The 24,608-nt window shown below is 44.8% G+C and carries 21 protein-coding genes and 1 pseudogene; 14 read left to right on the forward strand and 8 right to left on the reverse strand.

From position 1 onward, the window contains the following. Nucleotides 1-240 (forward strand): annotated as a pseudogene (locus H515_RS12710) (transposase); the annotation flags it as partial. Nucleotides 241-625: 385 nt separating this feature from the next. Here the strand turns inward: H515_RS12710 and H515_RS14315 are convergent. Both H515_RS14315 and H515_RS0100020 read right to left on the reverse strand, forming a co-directional pair. Further along, nucleotides 626-802, reverse strand: a complete 177-nt coding sequence (locus tag H515_RS14315; protein ID WP_154653594.1) for a hypothetical protein — start codon at nt 800-802, stop codon at nt 626-628. A gap of 8 nt (nt 803-810) precedes the next feature. Beyond that, nucleotides 811-3,111 carry a hypothetical protein gene (locus tag H515_RS0100020; RefSeq protein WP_028901406.1) on the reverse strand — a complete coding sequence of 767 codons (2,301 nt, stop codon included), beginning with the start codon at nt 3,109-3,111 and terminating at the stop codon, nt 811-813. Between the two features lie 255 nt (nt 3,112-3,366). On the opposite strand from H515_RS0100020, the gene H515_RS14320 reads away from it, so the two are divergent. From H515_RS14320 to H515_RS0100050, 8 genes are all read left to right on the forward strand, one after another. Next, complete coding sequence (locus H515_RS14320) at nt 3,367-3,516, forward strand: hypothetical protein (RefSeq protein ID WP_154653595.1); 150 nt, start codon at nt 3,367-3,369, stop codon at nt 3,514-3,516. A 36-nt stretch (nt 3,517-3,552) separates the two neighbouring features. After that, nucleotides 3,553-4,722: a sensor histidine kinase gene (locus H515_RS0100025; protein WP_025875259.1), complete on the forward strand. Its 1,170-nt coding sequence runs from the start codon at nt 3,553-3,555 to the stop codon at nt 4,720-4,722. 423 nt (nt 4,723-5,145) lie between these two features. Continuing rightward, nucleotides 5,146-5,664 (forward strand): YceD family protein, encoded by a 519-nt coding sequence (locus H515_RS0100030; RefSeq protein WP_025875257.1) that lies wholly within the window; start codon nt 5,146-5,148, stop codon nt 5,662-5,664. A gap of 23 nt (nt 5,665-5,687) precedes the next feature. Further along, nucleotides 5,688-5,873, forward strand: a complete 186-nt coding sequence (gene rpmF, locus H515_RS13840) for a 50S ribosomal protein L32 (protein WP_081410088.1) — start codon at nt 5,688-5,690, stop codon at nt 5,871-5,873. 5 nt (nt 5,874-5,878) lie between these two features. Continuing rightward, nucleotides 5,879-6,898: a beta-ketoacyl-ACP synthase III gene (locus H515_RS0100035; protein WP_028901407.1), complete on the forward strand. Its 1,020-nt coding sequence runs from the start codon at nt 5,879-5,881 to the stop codon at nt 6,896-6,898. Nucleotides 6,899-6,988: 90 nt separating this feature from the next. Further along, nucleotides 6,989-7,870 (forward strand): GTPase Era, encoded by an 882-nt coding sequence (era, locus tag H515_RS0100040; RefSeq protein ID WP_025875255.1) that lies wholly within the window; start codon nt 6,989-6,991, stop codon nt 7,868-7,870. 241 nt (nt 7,871-8,111) lie between these two features. Beyond that, a complete protein-coding gene (gene der, locus H515_RS0100045) occupies nt 8,112-9,425 on the forward strand; it encodes a ribosome biogenesis GTPase Der (RefSeq protein WP_028901408.1) in 1,314 nt (437 codons plus the stop codon). A gap of 12 nt (nt 9,426-9,437) precedes the next feature. After that, entirely contained in the window at nt 9,438-9,845 is a 408-nt protein-coding gene (locus H515_RS0100050) for a hypothetical protein (protein WP_025875253.1), read from the forward strand. 110 nt (nt 9,846-9,955) lie between these two features. On the opposite strand, the gene H515_RS0100055 is transcribed toward H515_RS0100050, so the two are convergent. Both H515_RS0100055 and H515_RS0100065 read right to left on the reverse strand, forming a co-directional pair. Further along, the gene (locus tag H515_RS0100055; RefSeq protein WP_025875251.1) at nt 9,956-10,720 is read right to left on the reverse strand and encodes an ABC transporter ATP-binding protein; all 765 of its coding nucleotides are present in this window, start codon (nt 10,718-10,720) and stop codon (nt 9,956-9,958) included. Between the two features lie 146 nt (nt 10,721-10,866). After that, on the reverse strand, nt 10,867-11,613 hold the full coding sequence (locus H515_RS0100065; RefSeq protein ID WP_028901410.1) for an MlaE family ABC transporter permease: 747 nt from the start codon (nt 11,611-11,613) through the stop codon (nt 10,867-10,869). Between the two features lie 227 nt (nt 11,614-11,840). Between H515_RS0100065 and lptB the strand changes: the two genes are divergently transcribed. After that, the gene (lptB, locus tag H515_RS0100070; protein ID WP_028901411.1) at nt 11,841-12,674 is read left to right on the forward strand and encodes an LPS export ABC transporter ATP-binding protein; all 834 of its coding nucleotides are present in this window, start codon (nt 11,841-11,843) and stop codon (nt 12,672-12,674) included. Between the two features lie 66 nt (nt 12,675-12,740). Here lptB and H515_RS0100075 read toward each other — a convergent pair whose 3' ends face one another. Beyond that, nucleotides 12,741-13,790 carry an acyltransferase family protein gene (locus H515_RS0100075; RefSeq protein WP_025875249.1) on the reverse strand — a complete coding sequence of 350 codons (1,050 nt, stop codon included), beginning with the start codon at nt 13,788-13,790 and terminating at the stop codon, nt 12,741-12,743. Nucleotides 13,791-13,980: 190 nt separating this feature from the next. After that, nucleotides 13,981-14,187, reverse strand: a complete 207-nt coding sequence (locus H515_RS14325) for a hypothetical protein (RefSeq protein WP_154653596.1) — start codon at nt 14,185-14,187, stop codon at nt 13,981-13,983. Between the two features lie 668 nt (nt 14,188-14,855). Between H515_RS14325 and H515_RS0100085 the strand changes: the two genes are divergently transcribed. Then, complete coding sequence (locus H515_RS0100085; protein WP_025875245.1) at nt 14,856-16,766, forward strand: leucine-rich repeat domain-containing protein; 1,911 nt, start codon at nt 14,856-14,858, stop codon at nt 16,764-16,766. A gap of 354 nt (nt 16,767-17,120) precedes the next feature. Here H515_RS0100085 and H515_RS0100090 read toward each other — a convergent pair whose 3' ends face one another. Next, a complete protein-coding gene (locus tag H515_RS0100090) occupies nt 17,121-18,569 on the reverse strand; it encodes a potassium/proton antiporter (RefSeq protein ID WP_211231987.1) in 1,449 nt (482 codons plus the stop codon). A 480-nt stretch (nt 18,570-19,049) separates the two neighbouring features. Between H515_RS0100090 and pflB the strand changes: the two genes are divergently transcribed. Beyond that, nucleotides 19,050-21,296 carry a formate C-acetyltransferase gene (gene pflB / locus H515_RS0100095; RefSeq protein WP_028901413.1) on the forward strand — a complete coding sequence of 749 codons (2,247 nt, stop codon included), beginning with the start codon at nt 19,050-19,052 and terminating at the stop codon, nt 21,294-21,296. A 163-nt stretch (nt 21,297-21,459) separates the two neighbouring features. Continuing rightward, complete coding sequence (pflA, locus tag H515_RS0100100) at nt 21,460-22,275, forward strand: pyruvate formate-lyase-activating protein (RefSeq protein WP_238300077.1); 816 nt, start codon at nt 21,460-21,462, stop codon at nt 22,273-22,275. A gap of 25 nt (nt 22,276-22,300) precedes the next feature. On the opposite strand, the gene H515_RS0100105 is transcribed toward pflA, so the two are convergent. After that, the gene (locus H515_RS0100105) at nt 22,301-22,990 is read right to left on the reverse strand and encodes a retropepsin-like aspartic protease (protein ID WP_025875242.1); all 690 of its coding nucleotides are present in this window, start codon (nt 22,988-22,990) and stop codon (nt 22,301-22,303) included. Between the two features lie 707 nt (nt 22,991-23,697). Here H515_RS0100105 and H515_RS12715 point away from each other — a divergent pair. Next, nucleotides 23,698-24,123 carry a hypothetical protein gene (locus H515_RS12715; RefSeq protein WP_025875240.1) on the forward strand — a complete coding sequence of 142 codons (426 nt, stop codon included), beginning with the start codon at nt 23,698-23,700 and terminating at the stop codon, nt 24,121-24,123. Nucleotides 24,124-24,608 lie beyond the last annotated feature (485 nt).

Consider the following 24,608-nt stretch of genomic DNA (forward strand, 5'->3'; position numbering starts at 1 on the left):
TACAAGGCCGAACGCAACAGTGCCTACTTCACGTATATGGACTTCCCGGCTCAAGTGCAGAGGTGCATATATACGACCAACTGGATTGAAAGGCTCAACAGGAAGTACAGGAGAACCATCCAAATGAGAACATCCATGCCATCAGAGAAGTCTGTCATCTTCCTCCTGGCAGCCGTGGCGATGGAGGAAACAAAGAAAACATATGAAAGGAGAATATATCAATTCAAAAACTGGAAAGAAAAGAATAAAATAACAGCAGAGAAAGGAAAGTTGAATTACACACTTTTAAGGACACTACCTTCAGTTAATGACGTGTATATGATTGGCGACTACCGCTGCTTCGGGTGTGTAGCGCAGCCCTTCGAGTAGTCTCCCCCGATAGTTTTATTTAGAGAGGGCCCTTTAACCTAAATCGGTCATTAGTAGATTTCGTTTTCTTTTTGCACGAAAAAATCTCTAATGACCGATTTGCTTTTGGGTTAAGGGGACTTGCTTTTTGAAAAAGAAAGCTCGAAGTCCTATTATAAAGGGCTTCGAGCAAGATTAATATGTGATTTTGAGTTTTACCGGGCAGCAATAATATTTTCTTTTCTTCATCTTGCTGCCTTACCAACATTTGTTGTTTTTATTTAAAATCATCTTCAGACCACGCATACTTGTCGTCATCCTCGACGCTATCATCAAAGTCAAATTGTTTGGCGCCTGCAGCATCGTCTTCTCCAGATGCGTTCACTGTCTTCAAGAGATCTTTGGGATTTATGATCAATATATCGATGAGGGGCTGTTGATATTTCTTCTTCATTTGTTTGCTTATTTAATGATTTTCTTTCCGTTCTGAATGTAGATGCCTTTTGGTAAGTCTTGGAGATTTCCCGTTGGGCTAACCATGCGTCCGTCGATGGTGTAGATGGGTGCATGTGATGGTGTGTTATCTTTAACATCGATTTGCTCAATACCCGCTACCGATCCATCCCAAATCTTGAATTCGATACTCTTCGCCCTGCTGCCAGCAGATTGCTTGGAACGCAGGTAGGCGCGGAAAGGCTTAAACGAAGCACCTGTAGACTTCACGTAATTGAATTTCTGTGTATTGAAACCAAAGATGTAGTTCGTGTATTCTCCGTCTTTGGCGTTCAAATTACGATATTGGTAGGTTCCGATGAAGTCACCTGTAGCAATGTTGCTGGCAGGGATTTGCTTGTTGACAAACTCGATAGGCTTTTCATTGGCTGTGGTGATAGCTTCGCTCGGTTCTATCAGATAAGGTGTGTCTGCTATGGTAGAGGTCACCTCCTCGAATGTAGCCGTGTTGTCATTGGCGTTCACGAACTTGTAAGCCTTTGATATGTTGAACTTGGACAGCTCTGTTGCGTTCATTGCGAAAGGTAGGCAGATGGTAGACATGCTATGATAATTGCCGTTAGCATCTTTTCTACGGTCAAAGTTGCGGTCAAACCAAACCTTATCAGCCGTAAAGCCTTCCTTTACACCAAAGGTATAGCCGCTCTTCATGTATTTTTCCTTGTTTTTGTCTATCCATACGCCGGTGTTTGCTTTGAATGAGCCATTGTCGTGTGTCAGCACGCCACGGTCTGTAAGATAAAGCAGCGGCATATTTTTCCCTTCTACTAAGACGTTGCATGGGTGTTCGTGCCCTTTAAGTGCAAAGGTAGTGTTTGCATTAACCTTTACCACACGATTGAGATTGTCTCCTCGGTCAAAGAGGCTGAACTTTTTTTCTGCTGTCAGGTCAATGTAGGATGTATTCATATCGTAATCAACCATTTTATTGGGGTTGTAATTCGCAGATGTTTGGTAGTATCCAGGCTGGTTGGGACGCCACAGCATAAAAATGTCGCTCACTTCAAATTCCTGGTCAGAAGTGAGAATCATGTAGCCTCTCGATTCCATTTCTTGTCCTGGTTTGTTTTCAACCTGTTTCAGTCTAACTGGAAATTCCAATTTCAACCAACCACCATTAGCCTCACGTTTTAGATAGTCTACGCGACCATGTTTATTAACCGTGCCGTATGCAGTATTTTTTGTAAGATCGGGATTGTCGTCAATACCAACACCTGCTACAACAGCACCATCTGTTTCAGCGGATTTGTACACTCGATCTACATAGTCCCAAGCCTTGACACTCATTCTGACCTTAGCACCTTTTGGTGCACGTACAATGGCTTGGAACAGTGAATAGGCTAAACCGTCCTTTTGTTCTTCTACTGTAGCAATAGGTATGAGTGCATTTATGGTAAGACGATATTTTCCATCTGCGCCTTTGGGAGCTACTACAACCTTGTCGCTACCAACTTGTCCTGTCCACCCTAAAGCGTTTTGTTTGTATGTGTTTCTCGCATATTGATTTTTGTTTGCATCAGTGGCTTTGAATTCTTCCCATACAGGATCGAAAAGATATGTACCGTCGCCATTGTTCTTCACATACATCACGCCTTTGTTCATGTGCTGATTAAAACTATTATAGCGATTCAAAAGGTTGGTGCGATAGTGACGCACTAATAGTTTTTGATCAGTGAGCAGTGAGCCTTCGGTGGTACTGTAGCATTTAACTGTATTATCGATGGGGCGAGGGATGCGAACCGTTTCGAGAACTTTACCAGTGTAGTCTTGGAAGAATAATTTAATACTGCTTTGCACATCCATATCCCACCAGCCACCGCCTTGAACTACAAAATCATTAAATTCTACCAAGTCATTCTTATCTTCATTAATATTTGAGTTGTAATAATGAAAGTGACAATAATTTGATAAATTATACCGATTTCCATTGGCATCAGTTCCTACAACTTTAACATATCCAGACGTTTGATATGTTTTGCCATTCTCTTCAACGGTTCCTATGCGCATGTGAAAATCTTTCCAGTTGTCGTTAGCTTCACGATTCACACGCTCGTTGACAAATGAAAATGTAATTTCACCGTAGACGGTATAATTACCATAGGTATAATTTTTTGTCCTGTACGTGTACAACAATTCTTTCGAATTGTTCGGATTTACTGTCCATTCCCTGTTACCAGCCTTGGCTGTGACGGAGGCCAGCAGTGCGATGCACGTAATTAATAATGTGTAAAAATGTTTTCTTGGCATCATTGTTTGTTTGATATAATTTTTGTTTGATATAATTAATGCTGCGTTATGGGAGAAATGGCTGTGTTATGTGGCAATGCAGAGTGCATAGGTGCACCCTTGCTCGGATTGGAAAAGCAATCTGTCAGTATAGTCGTTCCCTCTTTCCTTAATTTAGTGCAAAGGTATGTATAAATCTTTTATAATAATTCACCCCCCCACAATTAACTAATATTAACACTACATAAAAATACCATCTTTGGATATAATAATAGGTTAGTGTCAGAGATTCTGTCTAAATCGGTCATCCGACCGCTCGTGCATAATTTAGATGATGTAAGCTATGCAATGCTGATAGAGAAGGAGCGTTTCGATGCGCTGTGGGACGTTGACGACCGTCGGAATTGGCAGCCTGTTTATCATGAATGAGCAATATTAAGCCCCTCGGAGCGTTATTATGACGTTATGCAATGGACTGATAGAATACGGCAGGTAAAGATTTTCCTCGTAGTGGCAGCAATATTGATTGCTGTTGCCTCCTTGGTGGCATCAAATATCCTCACGAAAGATTTGGCTCAACAGGAGCGCACTCGCATGGAAGTCTGGGCCGAGGCCATGCGGGTGCTAAGTCAGGCTGATGACAACACAGACTTGGCGTTAGTGCTGAAGGTGCTGAACGGGAATAATACGATTCCCGTGGTCGTCATTGACAGCAGCAACTCTGTGACGGATTTCCGCAATGTACGCATCAGAGGCAAGAACTATGAAGACAGCATCCGTCAGGTGACAGCTATGGCCAAGCGGCTGCAAGCCAGTGGACAGAGCATTCGTATTCCGTTGTCAGCCAATGGAAACGATTACATTGATGTCTGTTATGACGACTCGCTGATGCTTCGGCGTCTGGCACTCTATCCTTATGTTCAGTTGGGTGTGGTCATGCTGTTTGTCGTGGTAGCCATTTTTGCTCTGTTGACCTCCAAACGTGCCGAGCAGAATAAAGTCTGGGTGGGGCTGTCGAAGGAAACGGCCCACCAGTTGGGTACGCCCATCTCCTCGTTGATGGCCTGGACGACAATATTGAAAGAGTCGTATCCTGACGACAAGTTGCTGCCAGAGATGGACAAGGACGTCAGGCGTTTGCAACTCATCGCCGACCGTTTTTCCAAAATAGGCTCACTTCCAGAGCCTGTCCCAGCCAGCTTGAACGAGGTGCTCGACCATGTGATTGACTACATGGACCGGCGCACGTCGAAAAAGGTGGTGATGCAGAAGGAATTTCCCGACAACGACGTCATTGTGAAAATGAATGCGTCGCTCTTCGAGTGGGTAATTGAGAACCTTTGCAAGAATGCTGTCGATGCAATGGGCGGCGAGTCGGGACAAATCACTCTTCATGTGGAGGAGACCGACAACAAGGCTATTATAGAGGTGAGCGATACGGGTAAGGGAATCAAGAAGAAAGACATCGGAAACGTGTTCCGTCCCGGCTTCACCACCAAGAAACGCGGTTGGGGGTTGGGGCTAAGCCTCGCCAAACGCATAGTGGAGGAGTATCATCGTGGACGCATATTCGTGAAGTCGTCAGCGATAGGAAAGGGGACGACCTTCAGGATAGAACTTTCGAAACAGCAATAATCTCCGTCGAATTAGGCTTCGGAAATCGGGCGGTTTCCAATTTGTAAACGGGCAATCATCCTCGATAATTCAAAAGCTAAGCTTTCACCAAACGAAAGGTCAGCTTTTGCTCCCCGATAGGTGAGCTTCCGCATTGCGAAAGCTCACCTATTGTTTTTAGGTTTATAATTCGTTGATTGTCATTCGGTTATAGCTCTTGCTATGGCTCGCTACCGCCGAGTCTTCGCTCATGCGTTTTCCTCATCCCACTGACTATAATTCATGCCTTGGAACGTCCCGTATGATGCAATGAACAGTCGTGTACAAACAGTTGGTTTCCATGTCTCCCAAAGAAAATGAAATAGCAAGAATCATCCTTTTTTTCTATTTTCTATCTATAATTTGCTAATTATCAGAAAATATTCGTAACTTTGCAACCCGATTATGGACTTGGAAACCCTTAAAATCGATTTGAAAGGTCTGAATGAAGGCTTGAATAGCTTTGAGTTTGACCTGGATGATGCTTACTTTAAGGCTGTTGATGCTCCTGAGGTAAGTGAAGGTGCTGTGCATGTATCGCTTGATATCGTCCGCACCAGCGACGACTTCTTCACGTTGGAGTTCAGAGAGAAAGGAACGGTTGTCGTGCCGTGCAATCTCTGTCTCGACCCTATGGAGCAACCCATCGAGACCACTGAGCATCTTGGGGCTAAGTTCGGAAATGAATACTCAGAAGATGACGACTGTGTGACTGTGGCCGAGAACGAAGGAATACTCGATGTCTCATGGCTCATCTACGAATTTATAGCACTCGCAATCCCTATCAGGCATGTGCATGCACCTGGAAAATGCAACTCTGCTATGACACGGGCTCTCGAAGAGCACTCTGCCGCCCGAAGCGGTGAGGGAGAGGAGAAACCTATAGATCCGCGCTGGGCAGCTCTATTAAAATTAAAAGAATAAAATATTAAAAGTTTAAAAGAATTATGGCACATCCTAAAAGAAGACAGTCAAAGACTCGTACACTCAAGAGAAGAACTCACGATAAGGCAGTAGCTCCCACACTTGCAGTATGTCCTAACTGCGGTGCTTACTACGTTTATCACACAGTTTGTCCAACTTGTGGATACTATCGTGGCAAGGTTGCTATTGTTAAGGAGACTGTAGAGTAATAATAATGGAGAAGATAAACGCAATTATCACTGGTATAGGTGGCTATGTGCCCGACTATGTTCTTGGTAACGAGGAATTGTCACGCATAGTTGATACCAGCGATGAATGGATTATGGCCCGTGTGGGCATCAAAGAGCGACGCATTCTGACCGAAGAGGGACTCGGAACGAGCTATATGGCCCGCAAGGCTGCCAAGCAACTTCTGCAGAAAACAGGCGTTGATCCCACCAGTATCGATGCGCTTATCGTCACTACGACTACTCCTGACTACAAATTTCCTTCTACCGCTTCAATCGTTATCGGTAAGTTGGGACTGCAAAATGCGTTCGGATTCGACTTCTCCGCTGCATGTTGTGGCTTCCTTTACACACTCGATGTGGCTTCGACGATGATTCAGAGCGGGCGTTATAAGAAGATTATTGTCATAGCAGCCGACAAAATGTCGTCGGTGGTTGACTATACCGACCGTCAGACATGCGTGCTCTTCGGCGATGGTGCTGCCGCAGTGCTGGTAGAGGCTACCACAGAGCAGAACATTGGAGTGCAGAACTCCTTCCTCCGCACTGACGGTGACGGCCTTCCGTTCCTCCACATGAAAGCCGGCGGTTCAGTCTGCCCTCCCTCTCACTTCACAGTTGATCATCATTTGCACTATCTCTATCAGGAGGGACGCACCGTTTTCCGCTATGCGGTTACGAATATGAGTAGCGATGTGGCGCAAATCATGAAGATAAACAACTTGTCGGCAGCCGATGTCAATTGGGTCGTGCCCCACGAAGCCAACCTTCGCATCATCGAGGCTGTGGCAAAACGTGCCAATCTGCCGCTTGAGAAGGTGCTCATCAACATCGAACATTATGGCAACACCAGTGCGGCGACGATACCTCTTGCCCTTTGGGACTTCGAATCAAAGTTGAAGAAAGGTGATAATATGATCTTTACCGCATTCGGAGCTGGATTCGTACACGGCGCATCATACATCAAATGGGCATACGACGGAGCTTCTGCAGTGGCAAAGAAATAAACTCTAAGTAGTATAAACTTATCAACGCATCTTTCTTTTCGAATAAAGACAGGTGCGTTTTTTAGATTAAGGAACTTTTATTCTGAAGAAATGCATAAAGCTGGATTTGTAAACATTGTGGGAAATCCGAACGTCGGAAAAAGTACGCTGATGAACCAACTCGTCGGCGAGAAAATAAGTATCGCCACTTTCAAGGCGCAGACCACCCGACACCGCATCATGGGCATAGTCAATACCGATGACATGCAGATTGTCTTTTCAGACACGCCTGGTGTGTTGAAGCCTAACTACAAGATGCAGGAGATGATGTTGCATTTCTCTGAGTCAGCATTGGCCGACGCCGATATACTACTCTATGTGACGGATGTGGTCGAGAATCCAGAGAAGAACGTCGATTTCTTGGAGAAAGTGGGCAAAATGGACATCCCTGTCATACTGCTTATCAATAAAATTGACGAGAGCGACCAAAAAAAGCTGGTCGAACTCGTGGAGCGGTGGCACTCTCTACTACCCAAAGCTGAGATTCTGCCAATATCGGCTAAGAACAAGTTTGGCACCGATGTGCTCATGAAGCGCATTCAGGAACTATTGCCCGAAAGTCCGGCCTATTTCGATAAGAATCAGCTGACCGACAAGCCTGCGAAATTTTTCGTAACGGAGATAATTCGTGAGAAAATCTTGCGTTATTACGATAAGGAAATCCCCTATTCCGTTGAGGTGGTCGTGGAGCGTTTCAAAGAAGAGACAAAACAAATCAACATCAATGCCGTCATATACGTGGAGCGCGACAGTCAGAAAGGCATTATCATCGGCCATCAGGGAATGGCCCTGAAGAAGGTTTCCACCGAGGCACGCAAAAGCCTTGAGCGCTTCTTTGACAAGAAAATCTACCTTGAGACCTTTGTAAAGGTCGATAAAGACTGGCGCAACTCTCAGAAAGAATTGAATAATTTCGGATATAATCCAGAGTGAAATCATCTCTGCGGACCATCCGAAAGTAAGGGGTGAGTTGTCAGAACCACGACTCTATGGGGCTCGTGACAGACTGATGCCCATTCGAACAAACAAACAACCTGCCCTAACTGTTTAGTAGGGCACACTCTCGCACAAAGCGAGGGCTGGGAGATGGTCATTCCCGGCAATATGAAAGAAGGTGCGTGACCTCACCTTACCCCTCTTCTGTGAAGGAAATGAGGGAAAGACCTTTATAAAAATGGCAAATTTAGTAGCAATTGTTGGTCGTCCGAATGTGGGCAAATCAACACTTTTCAACCGATTAACCCAGAGCCGCCGCGCCATCGTGAGTGATACCGCAGGCACCACTCGTGACCGTCAGTATGGCAAATGTCAATGGAACGGACGCGAATTTTCAATCGTTGATACAGGAGGATGGGTCGTCAATTCCGATGATATCTTTGAGGATGCCATCCGCAAGCAAGTAATCGTGGCAACAGAAGAAGCCGACTTCGTGCTGTTCCTCGTTGACAACGAGACGGGAGTTACGGATTGGGATCAGGATGTTGCCCAAATACTCCGTCGTACCAAACTTCCCGTCATCCTTGTCGCAAACAAGGTTGACAATAGCGGAGAATATTACATGTCGGCGGAGTTCTATAGCCTCGGCTTGGGTGACCCAGTCTGCATCAGCGCACAGACAGGAAGTGGTACTGGCGAACTGCTCGACCTTATTTTATCGAAACTTCAGGATCTGCCTGAAGAGAATATTGAGGACGAAATACCCCGTTTCGCTGTTGTTGGCCGTCCTAATGCTGGCAAGTCGAGTCTCATCAATGCCTTTATAGGTGAGGACAGGAACATCGTCACAGAGATTGCGGGCACCACTCGTGACAGTATCTATACCCGTTATTCAAAGTTCGGCTTCGACTTCTATCTGGTTGATACTGCCGGTATTCGTCGAAAAAACAAGGTAACGGAAGATTTGGAGTTCTATTCTGTAATGCGTTCCATCCGCAGCATTGAGAACTCGGACGTGTGTATTTTGATGATTGATGCTACACGTGGCATCGAGGCGCAGGACATGAATATCTTCCAGCTCGTTCAACGCAACAACAAGAGTCTGGTAGTTGTGGTCAACAAGTGGGATCTCGTAAAGGATAAAGACCAGAAAGTTATCTCAACTTTCGAGGAAGCGATAAGAAAGCGTATGGCACCATTCGTCGATTTCCCCATCATCTTTGCATCTGCACTCACCAAACAGCGCATTTTCAAGGTGCTTGAGGTGGCCAAACAGGTGTACTTGAACCGTAAAATACACATAGGAACTACCAAACTCAACGAGGTGATGCTCCCAATTATTGAGGCCACACCTCCCCAGTCGGTGAAAGGAAAGTACATCAAGATAAAGTATTGCTCGCAATTGCCGAACACACAGATACCTTCTTTCGTGTTCTATGCTAATCTTCCGCAGTACGTGAAGGAGCAATACCGTCGTTTTCTTGAGAATAAGATTCGCGAGAACTGGGCTTTGACAGGCTGTCCCATCAATGTATTTATCCGTCAGAAGTAAGAACGTACAGGAATGACGGTAAGAAAAATCTCTCATCGCTTGTTGCTCGGCATCATTCTGATGGCTGCTTCGTGTGGGAAGTCTGAGAAAACCGACGACGGAATGATAGCAGCGCATGCTGCAAAGCTCTATTATGAGAACCTGATAAGGGGAAAGGGCGACCAGTTCCTTGACGGAACGGATATGCCCGATACGATTCCAGACGATTATCGCAGACAGTTGTTGAAGAATTTTGAGCAATTTTGTGTGCGACAGAAGGAAGAACACAAGGGCATAGACTCTGTATCCATCAACCATGCCGAGTTTTTTGAGAAGGATAGTACGGCAAGCGTGTTTCTGCTGCTACACTTTGGCGACAGCACGACAGAGCAAATCGTTGTCCCTATGCTCAAGAAAAAGGGCTTATGGATAATGAGATAGTAATAATAAGGCCGCCCATTTGATATAAATGAGCGGCTTTTTCGTATCTATTGACCAGTCTTTTTCCCTTGGTGGTTTTGCCGTTGCTGGGGCTTTGTTGGCTATGATGTCTATTTGTCTTCCATTTCGACTTCCTTTACCTTCTTGAACAAGTCGGAAGCAAACACAAGGTCGTTGAGTTTCTTATTGTGCGATGAGATGATGGTGTCCTTATTGCCCTGCCATTCCTTTCGTCCGTCGGCGATAAAGAGAATGTTCTCGCCTATTCCCATCACAGAGTTCATGTCGTGCGTATTGATGATTGTCGTGATGTTGAAATCCTTTGTAATGCCTGAAAGCAGCTCATCGATGATGAGTGAGGTCTTGGGATCGAGTCCGGAGTTGGGCTCATCGCAAAAGAGGTACTTTGGATTCATCACCACCGCCCTTGCTATGGCCACGCGTTTCTGCATACCTCCAGAAATCTCTCCTGGATACTTGTGCTCCGCTCCGTTAAGATTCACGCGCTCAATGCACTCCATAGCCTTCCGTTGCCTGTCGCGCAGCGTCATATTAGAGAACATATCAAGAGGAAACTGTACGTTTTCAAGTACGGTGAGTGAGTCGAAGAGTGCCGATCCCTGAAAAATCATTCCCATCTCACGACGCATCAGAATTTTATCTTTCTTCGACATGTTGACAAAGTTGCGGCTATCGTAGAGCACTTCGCCACTTGTCGGTTCGAGGAGTCCCACGAGATTTTGCATGAGCACTGTCTTTCCAGCACCACTTTGTCCGATGATGAAATTGATTTTCCCATCTTCGAAAACGGTGTTGATGTCGCGGAGCACTTCTTTTTCTCCGAATGATTTATAGAGATGTTTAACTGTAATCATTGTTATCTTCCTCCATTCCTCCCGAAGGAGAAGTGTCCCAGTCGTCAACGGTGGGATGTGTTGTGTTGTTGTTTTGAAATTCTGTTCCCGTTCCTGTCTTCTTCATGTGCTTTTGTTTTCCATTCAGCTGTTGCTGAACATCGTTTTTAGCTCAGCAACTGTGTCAGGAATACGTCGCTGAAGAGAATCAGAACGCTTGAGCTCACCACGGCATCGGTCGATGCTACACCCACGGCGACCGATCCGCCTTTCACCGAATAGCCAAAGTATGACGACACGCTGGCAATGATGAAGGCAAAGAAGACTCCTTTGATGATACTCATGTACATGAACCACGGGTTGAACGAGTGCTGAATGCCCGATGTGAGGTCGCCTGGAGTGATAATATGTCCTAAATAGGCTGTGGCGTAGGCTCCCGTCACACCCGTCGCCGCCGAGAAAATAACCAAAAAAGGCATGATGGTAATGAGACCGGCAATCTTCGGCAATATAAGATAACTCGCCGAGTTGATACCCATTATCTCCAGTGCGTCAATCTGTTGTGTGACACGCATTGTTCCCAGTTCGGAAGCAATGTTCGACCCGACCTTTCCGGCAAGAATCAGACACATGATACTCGATGAGAACTCAAGCAACATGATTTCTCTCGTTACATATCCCGACACCCAGTGTGGCATCCACGGGCTTTGCACGTTGAGTTTGATTTGGATGCAGATAACAGCTCCGATGAAAAACGATATAAGGAGGACAATGCCAATGGAATCGACACCGAGCTGAGACATCTCTTTGACATATTGTTTGAAGAACATGCGCATGCGTTCGGGTCTGCTGAATGTACGTTTCATGAGCAGCAGATACTTGCCGAAGGTGGTCAGCCAATTAATTATAAGCATGTTTGTTTCTTTATATTTTCAGATGCAAAAGTAACCAAAATCCACTAAAAACTGCAATATCTTCAATAAGTTTTAGCTTATATCAATGTAATTAGGGTTTATTTTACTACTTTTGCAGCATTGAAGTTCATTAGTTTGATAATTGGATAGAAGGAGAATGAACAACAGCAGCGTTCGTCGCCTGATTCCCATCTCTTTCTTTTGATATATTAACTCCTCAGAAAATGATGTCCGAAACAGAGAATATTATGGTCAGTCCTTCGGAAGAAAAGAACAGCATGCTGCGTACCGAAGGCCTTGTGAAGAGATACGGAAAGCGTACTGTTGCCAATGGTGTGAGCATCAACGTGCGACAGGGTGAGATTGTGGGCCTGCTCGGACCGAATGGAGCTGGAAAGACCACCTCTTTCTACATGACCACGGGGCTTATCGTGCCTAACGACGGCCATGTGTTCATCGACGATGAAGAAATCACCAAGTATCCTGTTTACAAGCGTGCCCAGGCAGGTATCGGTTATTTGCCACAGGAAGCCAGTGTCTTCAGGAAGATGAGTGTAGAGGACAACATCATGAGTGTGTTGGAGATGACAAAACAGACGAAAGAGCAACGGATAGAGAAGATGGAAGCCCTCATTCGTGAGTTTCGCCTTGAGAAAGTGCGCAAGAATCTCGGCGACCGTCTCTCTGGAGGTGAGCGTCGCCGCTGTGAGATAGCGCGTTGTCTGGCTATCGACCCGAAGTTCATCATGCTCGACGAACCGTTTGCCGGTGTCGATCCGATTGCCGTTGAGGACATCCAGCACATTGTATGGCGATTGAAGTTCCGCAACATCGGCATTCTCATTACCGACCATAACGTACATGAGACCCTCAACATCACCGACCGTGCCTATCTGCTCTTCGAGGGGCAAATCCTCTTCAAGGGAACACCAGAGGAACTGGCTGCCAACAAGGTGGTGAAGGAAAAGTATCTCGGTACTGATTTCGTGCTACAGAAGAAAGATTTCCAGCTGATTGACGAGCGTAAGCGGGAACAGGAAGCAAACGCTACGATCGAATGACAAGCCCATTGCGGCGATTTTTCATCTCAACGGGTGAGTTATGATCACGGAATATAAACGGAATTCCTAATTTCTACTGCCAAGTCGTTTGCAGATTGATGGCGAGATGCTGTAGGTAATTTTGTAAACGACAATACAAATCATCACACTTATGGTGGCATTGGTCAAATGAGCCAGGCCCAACCATCCATCTTGCGAATCGGTAATCCACACGGCAGTGACCTTTGTCAGTAGTCGGGCGATGATTCCGTGCAAGGCAAAGATGAAGAATAAGGACTTGTTCAGTAGGTTGTCGGCTTTGTATTGCCTTTTCTTGACGTATTTGCTCGCCAAGGCTATCATGACCACAAAGCCTGCGCAATGTTTGATAAACGCTGAAAGAAACTCAAGACTTGAAGGAATTTCAACCAACCGTTCCACTATGATGATGGTGACAAAAACCAACAATCCTTCATAAAGTTTATCGCAAAACCGGAGTATGTCAATCTTCCAAATTCCCAGATAGCAGCCTAATCCAAAGAATATTACCGAGGTGTAAACTGCGGTTGGTAGTGGGATAAGGCAGGCTAAGGCCAACAGTACGACACTATATTTATGGCTGCGGAGGACGAAATAGTAGATGGGGGTGCAGAATACAAGAACAATCAGATTGCGCAGGAACCACAATGGCCCATCTATAGGAGTTGACGACAGTCCTTCTCCGTAGGTTGAAAAGTAGATGTTGAAAACATCAGCAAGCCCCGTCTCGCCGATTGGCTTTATCTCGTTGTTCGAGAGTGAGGGAACGAAATAGCTCCCAGCCACATATAGAAACCAGACAAGGGTGTTCCACAGAAAGTAGGGTATTATAAGACTGTTGACTCTCCGCCCAATCTTGCTCCTGTAGCTTTCGTATGTGAAGTCGGTATTGGCGAAAAACAAGTAGCCCGATATGGCAAAGAACAGCGAATTGGAGAGCCATAATATTTCGGAGAGATAGGCATAGATGCGGCCGTATAAGGAATTCTCACAGTGCAGGTCAGCGACCAGATTCGTATGAATGAGAACTATGAATAATATCAGCACGCAGCGCAACAACTCTATTGTGTTTCTTTCTATTGCTCGGTTGATTGACATAGCACTTTCTGATAGTAGTGATTAAACCTTGATTCCTCGACTTTTCGTTGTTGAATGCGCAGTGGTGTGAAATTCACATGCCTTTGTGTTGCGATTAAAATAGCGAACTCAGCGGGCAGTGTGGCAAAAGTACGAAAAAAATCCAACAAACTCACTCCTTTGCGTGCGATATTCGTAATCGTTGGTAGATTTAATCCCAATCAATCATAGGCTGCACTTTCACTATTGGCTGATGAGGATATGTCTTCCTGACTGCTTTCATTCGCTTGTCAGCATCTTTTCTGCGGTCTGTCCATGCTGTAATCCACGATATTCCTAAAAGGACGGCACCCCTCCTTACAGACAACCAGTCAAAATTCGTACAGCTCCCATGGGTGAATGGTATCTGAGCATACATTCCGATACATGTTTTTGTTGAGCCGTTTTTAACTGTTTGATTTTCAGTAAGATAAGCTTTAATATTCAAAAGCTGACCTTTTGCTGGCCGATAGGTGACCTTTCGCAAGGTAATTGATGACCTTTTGAATTGCGATTGGTGGCATTGCATCGCTATTTCGTCTTTCTTACCCCAATCATCTATCAGACCGCGCGTTCGCTATCAGATGATGAGATGATAGCTTTTTGATTGTTCTCATTGGCTTGTCGGCATCTTTTCTGCTGTTTTTTTTCGTCGCAAGGTGATCGTCTTACATCCTATTTGTATTCCTTGTCATGCCATGATACGGTCGTATAGGAGGATTGGGACTGTTTAATTATATAAAAAAATGATTTAAAATGAAAATATCGTTATGTGGGCGGTATTGTTTTATTAAAAAAATAAAAAGAGGAGTGCTTTTGATATTTTTTCTTTCAGTAAACATTTGTTATAACTTAATTTTGTGGATGACAAACTGTTCTTAAATCCATTCTAAAGGTCGCAAATGTCAAAATAAACGTTTTGTTACATAATAAATATATTGAAATTGTTTGCAAATTATAAAATTGCATCATATTTGTTTTTGGATGGATTGAACAATTATTTGAGTTAACCGAATATTATCTTTATTTTTTTAAATATTCTATATTATGAGGAAAATTCTACTTTTAGGATTCATGTTACTGTCGCTTTTTGCAACGGCGCAGGAAACATTTGAAGTGAACCAAATCACCTATGCGGTGACGGGTGAAAGCACAGTTGAGACAAACAAGTACAGCGGTAAGGACGTGAATGTGACTGTGCCTGAACAAGTTCAGCACAATGGTAAGACCTATACGGTTACGGCCATTGGAGCAGAGTCTTTTTCGTGGACAAAGGTACAGTCGGTTGAGATGCCATCCACTATCTTGGCCATTAAAGACAAAGCCTTTCAGTTTGCTGAAATCAATAAGGTGACATTGCCCGCCAATCTCAAAACGATTGGAAAGTCAGCTTACTCGTCAGCAAAGATGGAAGAGCTGGAGATACCGGCGTCTGTTACGGAAATCGGCGAGAATGCCTTTCTTAGTTGCTCGAAACTCAAGACCATCAAATTCAATGAAGGTTTGAAGACTATTGGAAAAGGTGCTTTCTACCATGATGCCTTGGTGACGGAACTCGTTCTGCCGAATACATTGGAGGAGATAGGAGGTGCGGCTTTCAGCAGATGTACGGCATTGACTAATTTGACTTTGCCAAAGAGTCTCGTTTCCATTGGTGAGGCAGCTTTTCTTGAATGTGCCAATATCAAGAGTCTGACTCTTCCCGACAAACTCAAGAGTATTGGCGCAGAGGCTTTTCTTAGGTGTACAGGCATCACCTCTTTGAATATACCAGCCAGTGTCGAGAAACTCGGTGATAGCTTTGTTTCTATGACATCGATAAATTCTATCACGGTCGATCCTAATTCAGAGTTTTTCTATGTGAAAGATAACAATGCGCTCTATGGCAAGAAACAGAATGTACTCTATCTTGTCTTGATGAAAGGTCTCACCAATCTTGTGGTTCAAGACGGAACCATTGGTATTAGTGGAGGTGCTTGTTGGGGTAGCGAGGTGCAGGATGTCACACTTCCAAGCTCGTTAATCGCCATCAACGACTTTGCTTTCTTCGGTACGGCGATTTCGAAAATCAACCTTCCCACATCGCTTACCTTTATCGGCGAGCAGGCATTTGCAGAAACAAAACTTACGGATATTGTCATTCCTGAGAATGTAACCATGCTTTCAAAGGGAGTTTTCGCAAAGTGTAGCGAACTTGTTTCTGCCACTTTGCCCTCTTCTGTGACCATCATTGATAATCTTGCCTTTGGTTTTGACAGCAAATTGGCAAAGGTTGTTTATCTCGGCTCAAAGGTTCCGGAAATCGTTGATTACAGTGAGGATTATTATAGCCCGTTCTATCAGATTGCAGATGGTGCGAAACTCTATGTACCTAAGGGCTGTGTGCAGGCATTCAAGGACGAGCATTGGAACGACTTCTTTACAATCGTAGAGAGCGACCATAGCATTCTGCAGCCTGTCAGCTTCGATCCAGCCGACGGAACCAAAGTGAGCGGCTATAAGCCCATGACTTTCAAGATTGAGTTCAACGAACCTGTGACTGTTGTTAATGAAAATCCCGATGTCGCTCTAAGAAAGAAAGCGTTGTTCTACCCGAACAGCTTGCCTACTGATGGCAGTTGGGTGGTAACGCTGAACTCAGATAAAAAATCGGTAAATGTTTGGAATAATGATGGTGATGGTGGTGTGAACTATTACAATTTCAATGAAAAGATTGAATACTTTGTTGTTATCCCATCAGGAATTGTGCGAAATGCACAAGGCGATATGAACGAGCGGCTTGTAATTAAGCTCGTCAATACAGAGTCAGATGGAATTGACGCCTCTAAGTTAAATAAAGGTAATGCGCCTGTTGTTGGGTATTATAATCTCAACGGACAACGAAATAATGGACTTGTCAAGGGTATCAATATAGTCAAATATGCCGATGGAACAGCAAAGAAGATTATCGTGAAATGATAGCAATCATGCCTTTTGCTTGACAGGAAAGTGATGTGAGCAATAGGTGCTTGAATTGGGTAGGCGGTAAATGCCTTTTATGAATAACATTTACCTCCTACCCATTTTTCTTCTTGTCTGTGATATCTCTATGAGCGATGTGGAATCGGAACATGACAACCCTAAAAATTAATAACCTTGTCTTTTGTAACCTCAAGTAAACCATAAGAACTTAGCGAGAAGACTTGATTTTTTAAGATTTTCTTACCTCGAATTCGTATATGGATTATCCACTAAATTGAATCTGTTCAAATACGTGTTATTAGCTTGTCGCTTTCTCCCTCACGTTGCTATTTTGTGCCCATATCAACAGCTTTATCTCCCTCCGGAGAGACAGAGAAGAATATCGCCCTTCTCCATTTTAAGTTTTCCATTGGGTACGATGATTGACTTGCCACGCTTCACCATCATTACGAGCGTATTTTTAGGAATATTCATCTCTGAAAGCAAGTTGCCATTTTCAAGCATCTCATTCGTAAGGATGACTTCCTTTAGCTGAGAACCTAATTCTTCCGGTATTTCCACACCAAACTCATTGCCGGTTTTCTCCTCTGGCAAATCCAAATTGAGCTTGCGTGCAATAAAGGAAATGGTTGTTCCCTGTAAGAGAAGTGAGATGAGAGTGATGAAGAACACTATATTAAAGATGATGTCGGCACCTTCTATGTTGTTGATAAGAGGATAAGTGGCAAAAATAATCGGTACGGCACCACGAAGCCCAACCCAAGACAGAAAGGTTTTGGCACGCCAAGGAATCTTAGGATAAGGTAAAAGACAAATTATCACGCTTATAGGGCGGGAAACGAACATAATAAACAAACCAATTGCGAGTGCCATTAAGCTCACCCCAGCCATTTCCGATGGATTGACGAGCAGTCCAAGTGTCAGAAAGAGTACAATCTGAAGTAGCCATGTGAGTCCGTCAAGAAAAGTTGCCATTTCGCGACGGTAGGATAAACGACTGTTTCCCACTACGAGTCCCGCAATGTAAACAGCGAGATAGCCGTTGCCGTGCACGACATCCGTAAGCGTGAACGTAATAAAAACCATACACAGGAGAAGCACAGGGTAGAGAGCTGTATTGGGCAAATTAATATGATTAATTAACCAAACAGTTATGCGTCCTGCACAATAACCGATTGCTCCCCCTAACAGAAATTGTTCAAGTAGGTTGACGGCAAGCCCTTGGATAGAAAAATGCGTTCCGGAAAGTACCACGTCCATCAAAACTAAGGTGAGCATATAAGCCATGGGGTCATTACTTCCACTCTCCAGTTCCAAAATGGGTCGTAGCCTATGCTTGAGTCCCATTCGTTGGGAGCGTAAGAGGTTAAAGACAGAGGCTGAGTCCGTGGATGACATAGTTGCAGCCAACAGCATGGAAACCATGAGCGAAAGCTTTACATCTATTCCTCCCCATTGTGATAAACCAAAAATAAAAGAACCAGTAAGGACAGTTGTCAGCACCACACCAAGAGTTGAAAGGATTATGCCGGGGCCAATAATCGGTTTTATTTCTTTGTATTTTGTGTCCATTCCGCCTGAAAACAGAATGATGCTCAGGGCTATCATGCCTATAAACTGTGCATCTTTCGGACTGTCAAAGTGAAGTCCCAATCCTTCACTGCCGAATGCCATACCCGTGAAAAGAAAGAGTAGCAGCGTCGGAATGCCAAACCGATAACCTGTTTTGCTAATTAGGATGCTGATTAAAACAAGCAACGAACCAAGAAGGAATATATTTTCAGTAGTAAATGTCAGCATTCAAAATGTTGATTAAAAAACAATAAGTTCGCTCTCGTAAAATAATGTCAATATCATATAATGCTACAAAGATAGTAATAAAATTGGACTAGTTGGGCAGAATAGTGCATAAATCCTTAAAAATGAAACATGGGAAAGGGGAGTGTGAGAACGTTTGGTCGACATTGGGTAAATACGCACGATACAAAAGATACTAAAAAATAGGTATGTATATGCGGTTTTGTTATGCGTTTTGCTAACTGTGGATTGCATTCTTTGTTGTATTGTATATGCTTAATACCTAAATATAAGTATTGCGCTTTTTGGATTTGTCTGTTTCTGCACACATAAAAAGAGGTGTGCATCGAAAAATACCAAACTTTAAGTATTGTGGCAATTCCGCAAACATACTAATTTTGCACTGTCAAAAGTTAGAAACAATTCGCTAAATAATCAATGCTGCCCATGCGACAGTAATTTACTTAAACCAACAAATATAGTATGAGAAAAGAATGGAGAAGCTTCACCGGCACTAAATGGGTTGATGAGGTGAACATGCGAGAGTTTATTCAGAATAACTATACCTCCTACGAGGGCAATGAGGATTTCCTTGCAGGTCCAACTAAGGCTACCAAGCAACTCTGGGACAAACTGAAAGAACTTCAGAAAGAAGAGCGTGCTAAGGGTGGTGTCCTTGATATGGAAACCGAAGTGGTTTCAAGTATGACAGCATACGGTGCTGGTTACATCGATGAGAGCATCAAGGACTTGGAGAAAGTTGTAGGGCTGCAGACCGACAAGCCTCTCAAGCGTGCTTTCATGCCTTACGGTGGCATCAAGATGGCTGAGCAGGCATGCACCACTTATGGCTACCAGCCATCAGAGAAGTTGCACGAAATCTTTACGAAATATTGCAAGACACACAACGACGGTGTGTTCGATGCTTACACAGATGAGATGAAGCTCGTACGCCACAACCACATTCTCACTGGTTTGCCTGACACATACGGCCGTGGTCGTATCGTGGGCGACTATCGTCGTGTGGCTCTTTATGGTATCGACTTCCTTATTGAGGAAAAAAAGAAAGACCTTAAGAACTGCGGTGACGGGACAATGACCGATTACACCATCCGTCTGCGTGAGGAGATTTCAATGCAGATCAAGGCATTGAACGAAATGAAGGAGATGGCCAAGATATACGGTTATGACATCTCGCAGCCAGCAAATAACGCTCGTGAGGCCGTACAATGGCTCTACTTCGGCTATCTTTCAGCCATCAAGACTCAAAACGGCGCAGCCATGTCAGTGGGTCGAGTATCCACTTTCCTTGATATCTACATCACACGTGATATGCAAGAAGGTACATTGACCGAGGAAGAGGCACAGGAATTGATCGACCATTTGGTTATGAAATTCCGCATGGTGAAGTTCGCTCGTATTCCTTCTTACAACCAACTCTTCTCTGGCGACCCAGTTTGGGCAACTTTGGAGATGGCAGGTCTGGGCATGGACGGGCGATCGATGGTCACAAAGAACGACTTCCGTTTCCTCCACACCTTGGAAAACATGGGTCCATCGCCAGAACCTAACCTGACGGTGCTCTATTCGCCAGCCCTTCCTGAGGGATTCAAGAAATATGCTGCCAAGATTTCGGTTAAGACAAGTTCCATTCAGTATGAGAACGACGAGGTGATGCGTCCAGTATGGGGCGACGATTACTCCATCTGCTGTTGTGTTTCGGCAACACAGACAGGTAAGGAGATGCAGTTCTTCGGTGCGCGTGCCAACCTCGCAAAGTGTTTGACCTATGCTATCAGCGGCGGTGTCGATGCCAAGACTCGCGAACAGTGCGGTCCGGCTCTCCGTCCTATTGAGGGCGACGTTGTGACATACGAGGAATTCATGCCGAAGTTTATGGATATGATGGAGTGGCTTGCAGGAATTTACGTTAACACCCTGAACCTCATCCACTACATGCACGACAAATATTTCTACGAAGCTGCAGAATTGGCCCTCATTGATACCAATGTCCGCCGTACTTTCGCAACTGGTATTGCTGGCTTCAGCCATGTGGTTGACTCCATTTCGGCCATCAAGTATGCGAAGGTGAACATCATTCGCGATGAGACGGGTTTCCCACTTGAGTTCAAGACCGAAGGCGAGTTCCCACGTTATGGTAACGACGACGATCGTGCGGACAACATCGCTGTATGGTTGCTCAAGACATTTGTGGGCATGATTAAGAAACACCACACCTACCGTGATTCAGAGCCGACCACAAGTATCCTGACCATTACGTCGAATGTGGTTTACGGTAAATATACCAGTAGCATGCCTGACGGTCGTCCGGCAGGTGCTCCGCTTGCTCCAGGTGCCAATCCTTCATACGGAGCTGAGAAGAACGGACTTCTGGCCTCACTCAACTCTGTTGCGAAGTTGCCTTACGAGTATGCGCTTGATGGCATTTCCAATACCCAGACGATTGCTCCGAGCACATTAGGGCACAACGAGGAGGAACAGGCCAACACGCTTGTTGGTGTCATGGACGGCTACTTCGGTCGTGGGGCTCACCATCTGAACGTTAATGTGTTCGGTGTCGAGAAGCTCATCGACTGCATGGAGCATCCAGAGAAGGAAGAATATGCCAACTTTACCATCCGCGTGAGTGGATATGCGGTTAAGTTCATCGACCTGACCCGTGAGCAACAGGAGGACGTTATCGCACGTCAGTCGCACAACAGAATGTAATATCCTCTCCCAACCCCTCCAAATAGGAGGGGATGAGGGAGATTGTCTTTATTGTCGAAGCGAGGCTATCGACCATTGATGTCATCATGACCGTCGATTGCTGCTGACGATTGTGGTCCCTCACAATGAAGATAGCAAGGACAAACTTACACCGAAACAATATATGATGATATCGAACGATAACGAGACGAATCAGTCAGAGCCCAAGGTTTTCTATCAGACTGGCGAACTGGAAAGGGTGGATGCTGATACGAGGGCGCGCGTTCATTCTACAGAGTCCTTTGGTTCTGTCGATGGACCGGGCATCCGTTTCATTGTCTTTCTGAAGGGTTGCGCCATGCGTTGTCGCTATTGTCATAATCCAGACACATGGAATCCAGAGACCGATAAACTCATGACGCCCGACGAACTCCTTGCGCAGGCGGTGCGATACCGCAGCTACTGGGGAAAGAACGGCGGCATTACGGTCAGTGGCGGTGAGGCTTTGCTGCAGATTGATTTCCTCATCGATTTCTTTCGCAAAGCCAAAGCACAGGGCATTCACACCTGTCTCGACACATCGGCACAGCCATTCCGCCGTACTGGTTCATTCTTTGTCAAGTTTCAGGAACTCATGCGCTACACCGACTTGCTCCTGTTCGACATCAAGCATATTGATTCAGCCGAGCATAAGAAATTGACCGGATATTCCAATGAGAACATTCTCGACTGCATCCGTTATCTTTCGGAAATCAAAAAGCCCGTCTGGATTCGCCATGTGCTGGTTCCCACCATCACCGATAAGGAAGAGTATCTCTACCAGTTGCGCGATTTTATCGCAACACTCACGAACGTTGAGCGGATAGAGGTGTTGCCTTATCACACATTAGGGGTTTATAAATGGGAAAATCTCAATATGTCTTACGAACTGAAAGATATTCCAGAGCCGACACAAGAGAGTGTAGAGCATGCGCAGAAGCTCCTAAGTGGAGACCTGTGAATAGTATAGCTTATGTTAGATTGAATTATTTTTTTTGCAAATAACTTATGCCTGCCAATAGATTGCGAAACCTATGGCAGGCTTTTTTCTGTTGTTTATATTCGTGTTCTTGGTGAAATTTCGTGACGCCCGTATCGAAAATGGTATTGGCTGTTGAGATGCCGCCAAACGGTTCTACGTCGAGGAAGGCACAGTTGACACCTTCTTTGAAAGTGGTGGTGTGCCTTTTCTCGCCAGCGAATATTTTTGGTTTGTCCGTCAGTATGATATGCTTGGCCTTTACGTTAATCTTGATGGCTCTTCCGCCGGCCATCAAATCTGCTCCGATACCTCCTTTCACCTTAGCCACAGGGCTTTCCATGGCAGCTAATCTGTCGTTGGGCGCGATGGCAGCGCTGGCTCTTCTGATTACAGTGTTTCCGATTTGCATTTCGGGTATCTTGCAGAATGAGACTTTTCCCAGATTGCCGTTGTAATCTAATGCCTCTCCCCATCCGTCAGGAACGATGCCGGGCTCCTGTGCATCGAAAAGTATCGTGTTGGAACAACCTGTGTCGAATAGAAAAGTGGCAGTCTTGTTGCCAATGCACACATCAAGCAAGATACGGTGTCCCTCAAATCTGATGGGAATCGTATCGACGAAGTTCTTTCTGGTTATCTGCATGGATTCGTTGCGACGTGCGGCGCAGATGGTCGTCGCCCTGAGAAGAACCATTAATACTGATATGTTGAAAAATTATCTTGCCATTTGCGATTAACGGAAATCCGTCCGAAATGTTGTATCTGTCCGACGGAGATGGCAGAAGGGTGAATTATAGTCCTCCTTCTACACCAAATCCTATTGCCCGGCATTGATAACGTGGCCTCGCACATGAGTCAGTCGCTTAACTCAGCACATCCGCTCATGACTGGTAGGGGATGAAATGTAAAAGGTGCACAACTGCAAATTTCTTCGCTTGTTGTGCACCTCTTGGCTATCCTCAGACAGCCTTCGGTGTCTCTCCTGAAAATAATCAATCTATTTACCTTTAAACCAAAACCTAATCTCTAAAAACAATCTCTATTTACCTATTCAACCAAGACCTACTGTCTTATACTAACTTAAACAATTCTATTAATCCGCTTTATCTTTTGCAAAGATATATACAAGTCATCGATTACACAAGAAAAATGAACGTAAAGAATTGAAAATCACTCCTTTTTTTGATTTATATCAACAAAAAGTGCCTTTGAGGGGTCAAAATGGGCTTTCTGGGTGTGATTTTTAGACAAACTATCATCCTTTTTTTTGTCTCTGACAAGTCATCCACACCCGCCGAATCTCATTTCTCTCGGATTTAGCTTGTTGTTATTCTGAAAAATCATTACTTTTGCCGTGCGGGAGACAAACAATACTCGCTAAAGGAAAGGACGGTGGGCAGCATGAATAAATTGTTTTATTGTTTTTTGTTGACAACACTTCTTTGCGGTTGCAAGGAGCGGAAAGAGCTACAGGCACCCGTTCGGCAACCTGTCACGACCGAATATGTGGAGAAAGGCAACCAGCGTGTCAGATCTTTGAACCAGCGGAATGCTGGTTTCGTATCGACTGCCATGCAGACGGTCGAGGTCAGTGAGCAATGCTTCGGTGTCAAAGAACCATCGCTGTTGGACAGGCTGCCGAGGGTCGATGAGGCATCGCGAAAAGACTCTGCGCTTATCAGCCAATTGAACGAAGGAGATGTGTTCTTGTTGCAGCCTGGCGAGAAGGGAGTGGTGCAGATGGAAGATGCGACCAAGATGCTCGTGCGCTTTCAGGTGGCCGAATTGTGGATTTGGAAATCGAATGTCATCCAGCGGCAGCGTTGAGAGATTGGGAGACGTTACCACTTCCAGAGTGTTCTTTTTATCATTTTGTCAAAAAAGTTTACTCAAAAACAGTGTTGGCTATCCGTCGGTTCTGGAAAAACAGAACTTATTGTTTCAGTCATCGGCAAACGTTTTTTGAGTTTTCGAGCCACGATCAACGGTAACCCTCATGCGATAGCTGACCTTTCATCAGCCAAAGGCACAGCGTTGGCGATAGGGTGGCAGACGTTTGGTCTCGCAAAAGGTCAGCTATGGGCAACAAAAAGACGGACGAAATTGTGTTTTTATCTTAGCGAATCATGTGTAAATTCTTAATTGTCTGATTATCATTTGTTTATATTCACGCTCATTTTTCGCTTATTTGCAACGAGGGGAGGAGTGGTTTTGAAATACGCAAGATATGGAAGGCTGTGTGTAAAGATTTTTGACAGTTCTGAAAGAGATTGCTCACAATTTTCAAAATGAGCATAAATATCCTTTTTATG

The sequence above is a fragment of the Prevotella corporis DSM 18810 = JCM 8529 genome (assembly GCF_000430525.1).
GTDB lineage: Bacteria > Bacteroidota > Bacteroidia > Bacteroidales > Bacteroidaceae > Prevotella > Prevotella corporis.

Bases quoted from the DNA above. Each gene is read 5' to 3' on its own strand.
- H515_RS14315 (WP_154653594.1), bottom strand. From the start codon at position 802: ATGAAGAAGAAATATCAACAGCCCCTCATCGATATATTGATCATAAAT.
- H515_RS0100020 (WP_028901406.1), bottom strand. From the start codon at position 3,111: ATGATGCCAAGAAAACATTTTTACACATTATTAATTACGTGCATCGCA.
- H515_RS0100025 (WP_025875259.1), top strand. From the start codon at position 3,553: ATGCAATGGACTGATAGAATACGGCAGGTAAAGATTTTCCTCGTAGTG.
- H515_RS0100030 (WP_025875257.1), top strand. From the start codon at position 5,146: ATGGACTTGGAAACCCTTAAAATCGATTTGAAAGGTCTGAATGAAGGC.
- rpmF (WP_081410088.1), top strand. From the start codon at position 5,688: ATGGCACATCCTAAAAGAAGACAGTCAAAGACTCGTACACTCAAGAGA.
- H515_RS0100035 (WP_028901407.1), top strand. From the start codon at position 5,879: ATGGAGAAGATAAACGCAATTATCACTGGTATAGGTGGCTATGTGCCC.
- era (WP_025875255.1), top strand. From the start codon at position 6,989: ATGCATAAAGCTGGATTTGTAAACATTGTGGGAAATCCGAACGTCGGA.
- der (WP_028901408.1), top strand. From the start codon at position 8,112: ATGGCAAATTTAGTAGCAATTGTTGGTCGTCCGAATGTGGGCAAATCA.
- H515_RS0100050 (WP_025875253.1), top strand. From the start codon at position 9,438: ATGACGGTAAGAAAAATCTCTCATCGCTTGTTGCTCGGCATCATTCTG.
- H515_RS0100055 (WP_025875251.1), bottom strand. From the start codon at position 10,720: ATGATTACAGTTAAACATCTCTATAAATCATTCGGAGAAAAAGAAGTG.
- H515_RS0100065 (WP_028901410.1), bottom strand. From the start codon at position 11,613: ATGCTTATAATTAATTGGCTGACCACCTTCGGCAAGTATCTGCTGCTC.
- lptB (WP_028901411.1), top strand. From the start codon at position 11,841: ATGTCCGAAACAGAGAATATTATGGTCAGTCCTTCGGAAGAAAAGAAC.
- H515_RS0100075 (WP_025875249.1), bottom strand. From the start codon at position 13,790: ATGTCAATCAACCGAGCAATAGAAAGAAACACAATAGAGTTGTTGCGC.
- H515_RS14325 (WP_154653596.1), bottom strand. From the start codon at position 14,187: ATGTATGCTCAGATACCATTCACCCATGGGAGCTGTACGAATTTTGAC.
- H515_RS0100085 (WP_025875245.1), top strand. From the start codon at position 14,856: ATGAGGAAAATTCTACTTTTAGGATTCATGTTACTGTCGCTTTTTGCA.
- H515_RS0100090 (WP_211231987.1), bottom strand. From the start codon at position 18,569: ATGCTGACATTTACTACTGAAAATATATTCCTTCTTGGTTCGTTGCTT.
- pflB (WP_028901413.1), top strand. From the start codon at position 19,050: ATGAGAAAAGAATGGAGAAGCTTCACCGGCACTAAATGGGTTGATGAG.
- pflA (WP_238300077.1), top strand. From the start codon at position 21,460: ATGATGATATCGAACGATAACGAGACGAATCAGTCAGAGCCCAAGGTT.
- H515_RS0100105 (WP_025875242.1), bottom strand. From the start codon at position 22,990: ATGGTTCTTCTCAGGGCGACGACCATCTGCGCCGCACGTCGCAACGAA.
- H515_RS12715 (WP_025875240.1), top strand. From the start codon at position 23,698: ATGAATAAATTGTTTTATTGTTTTTTGTTGACAACACTTCTTTGCGGT.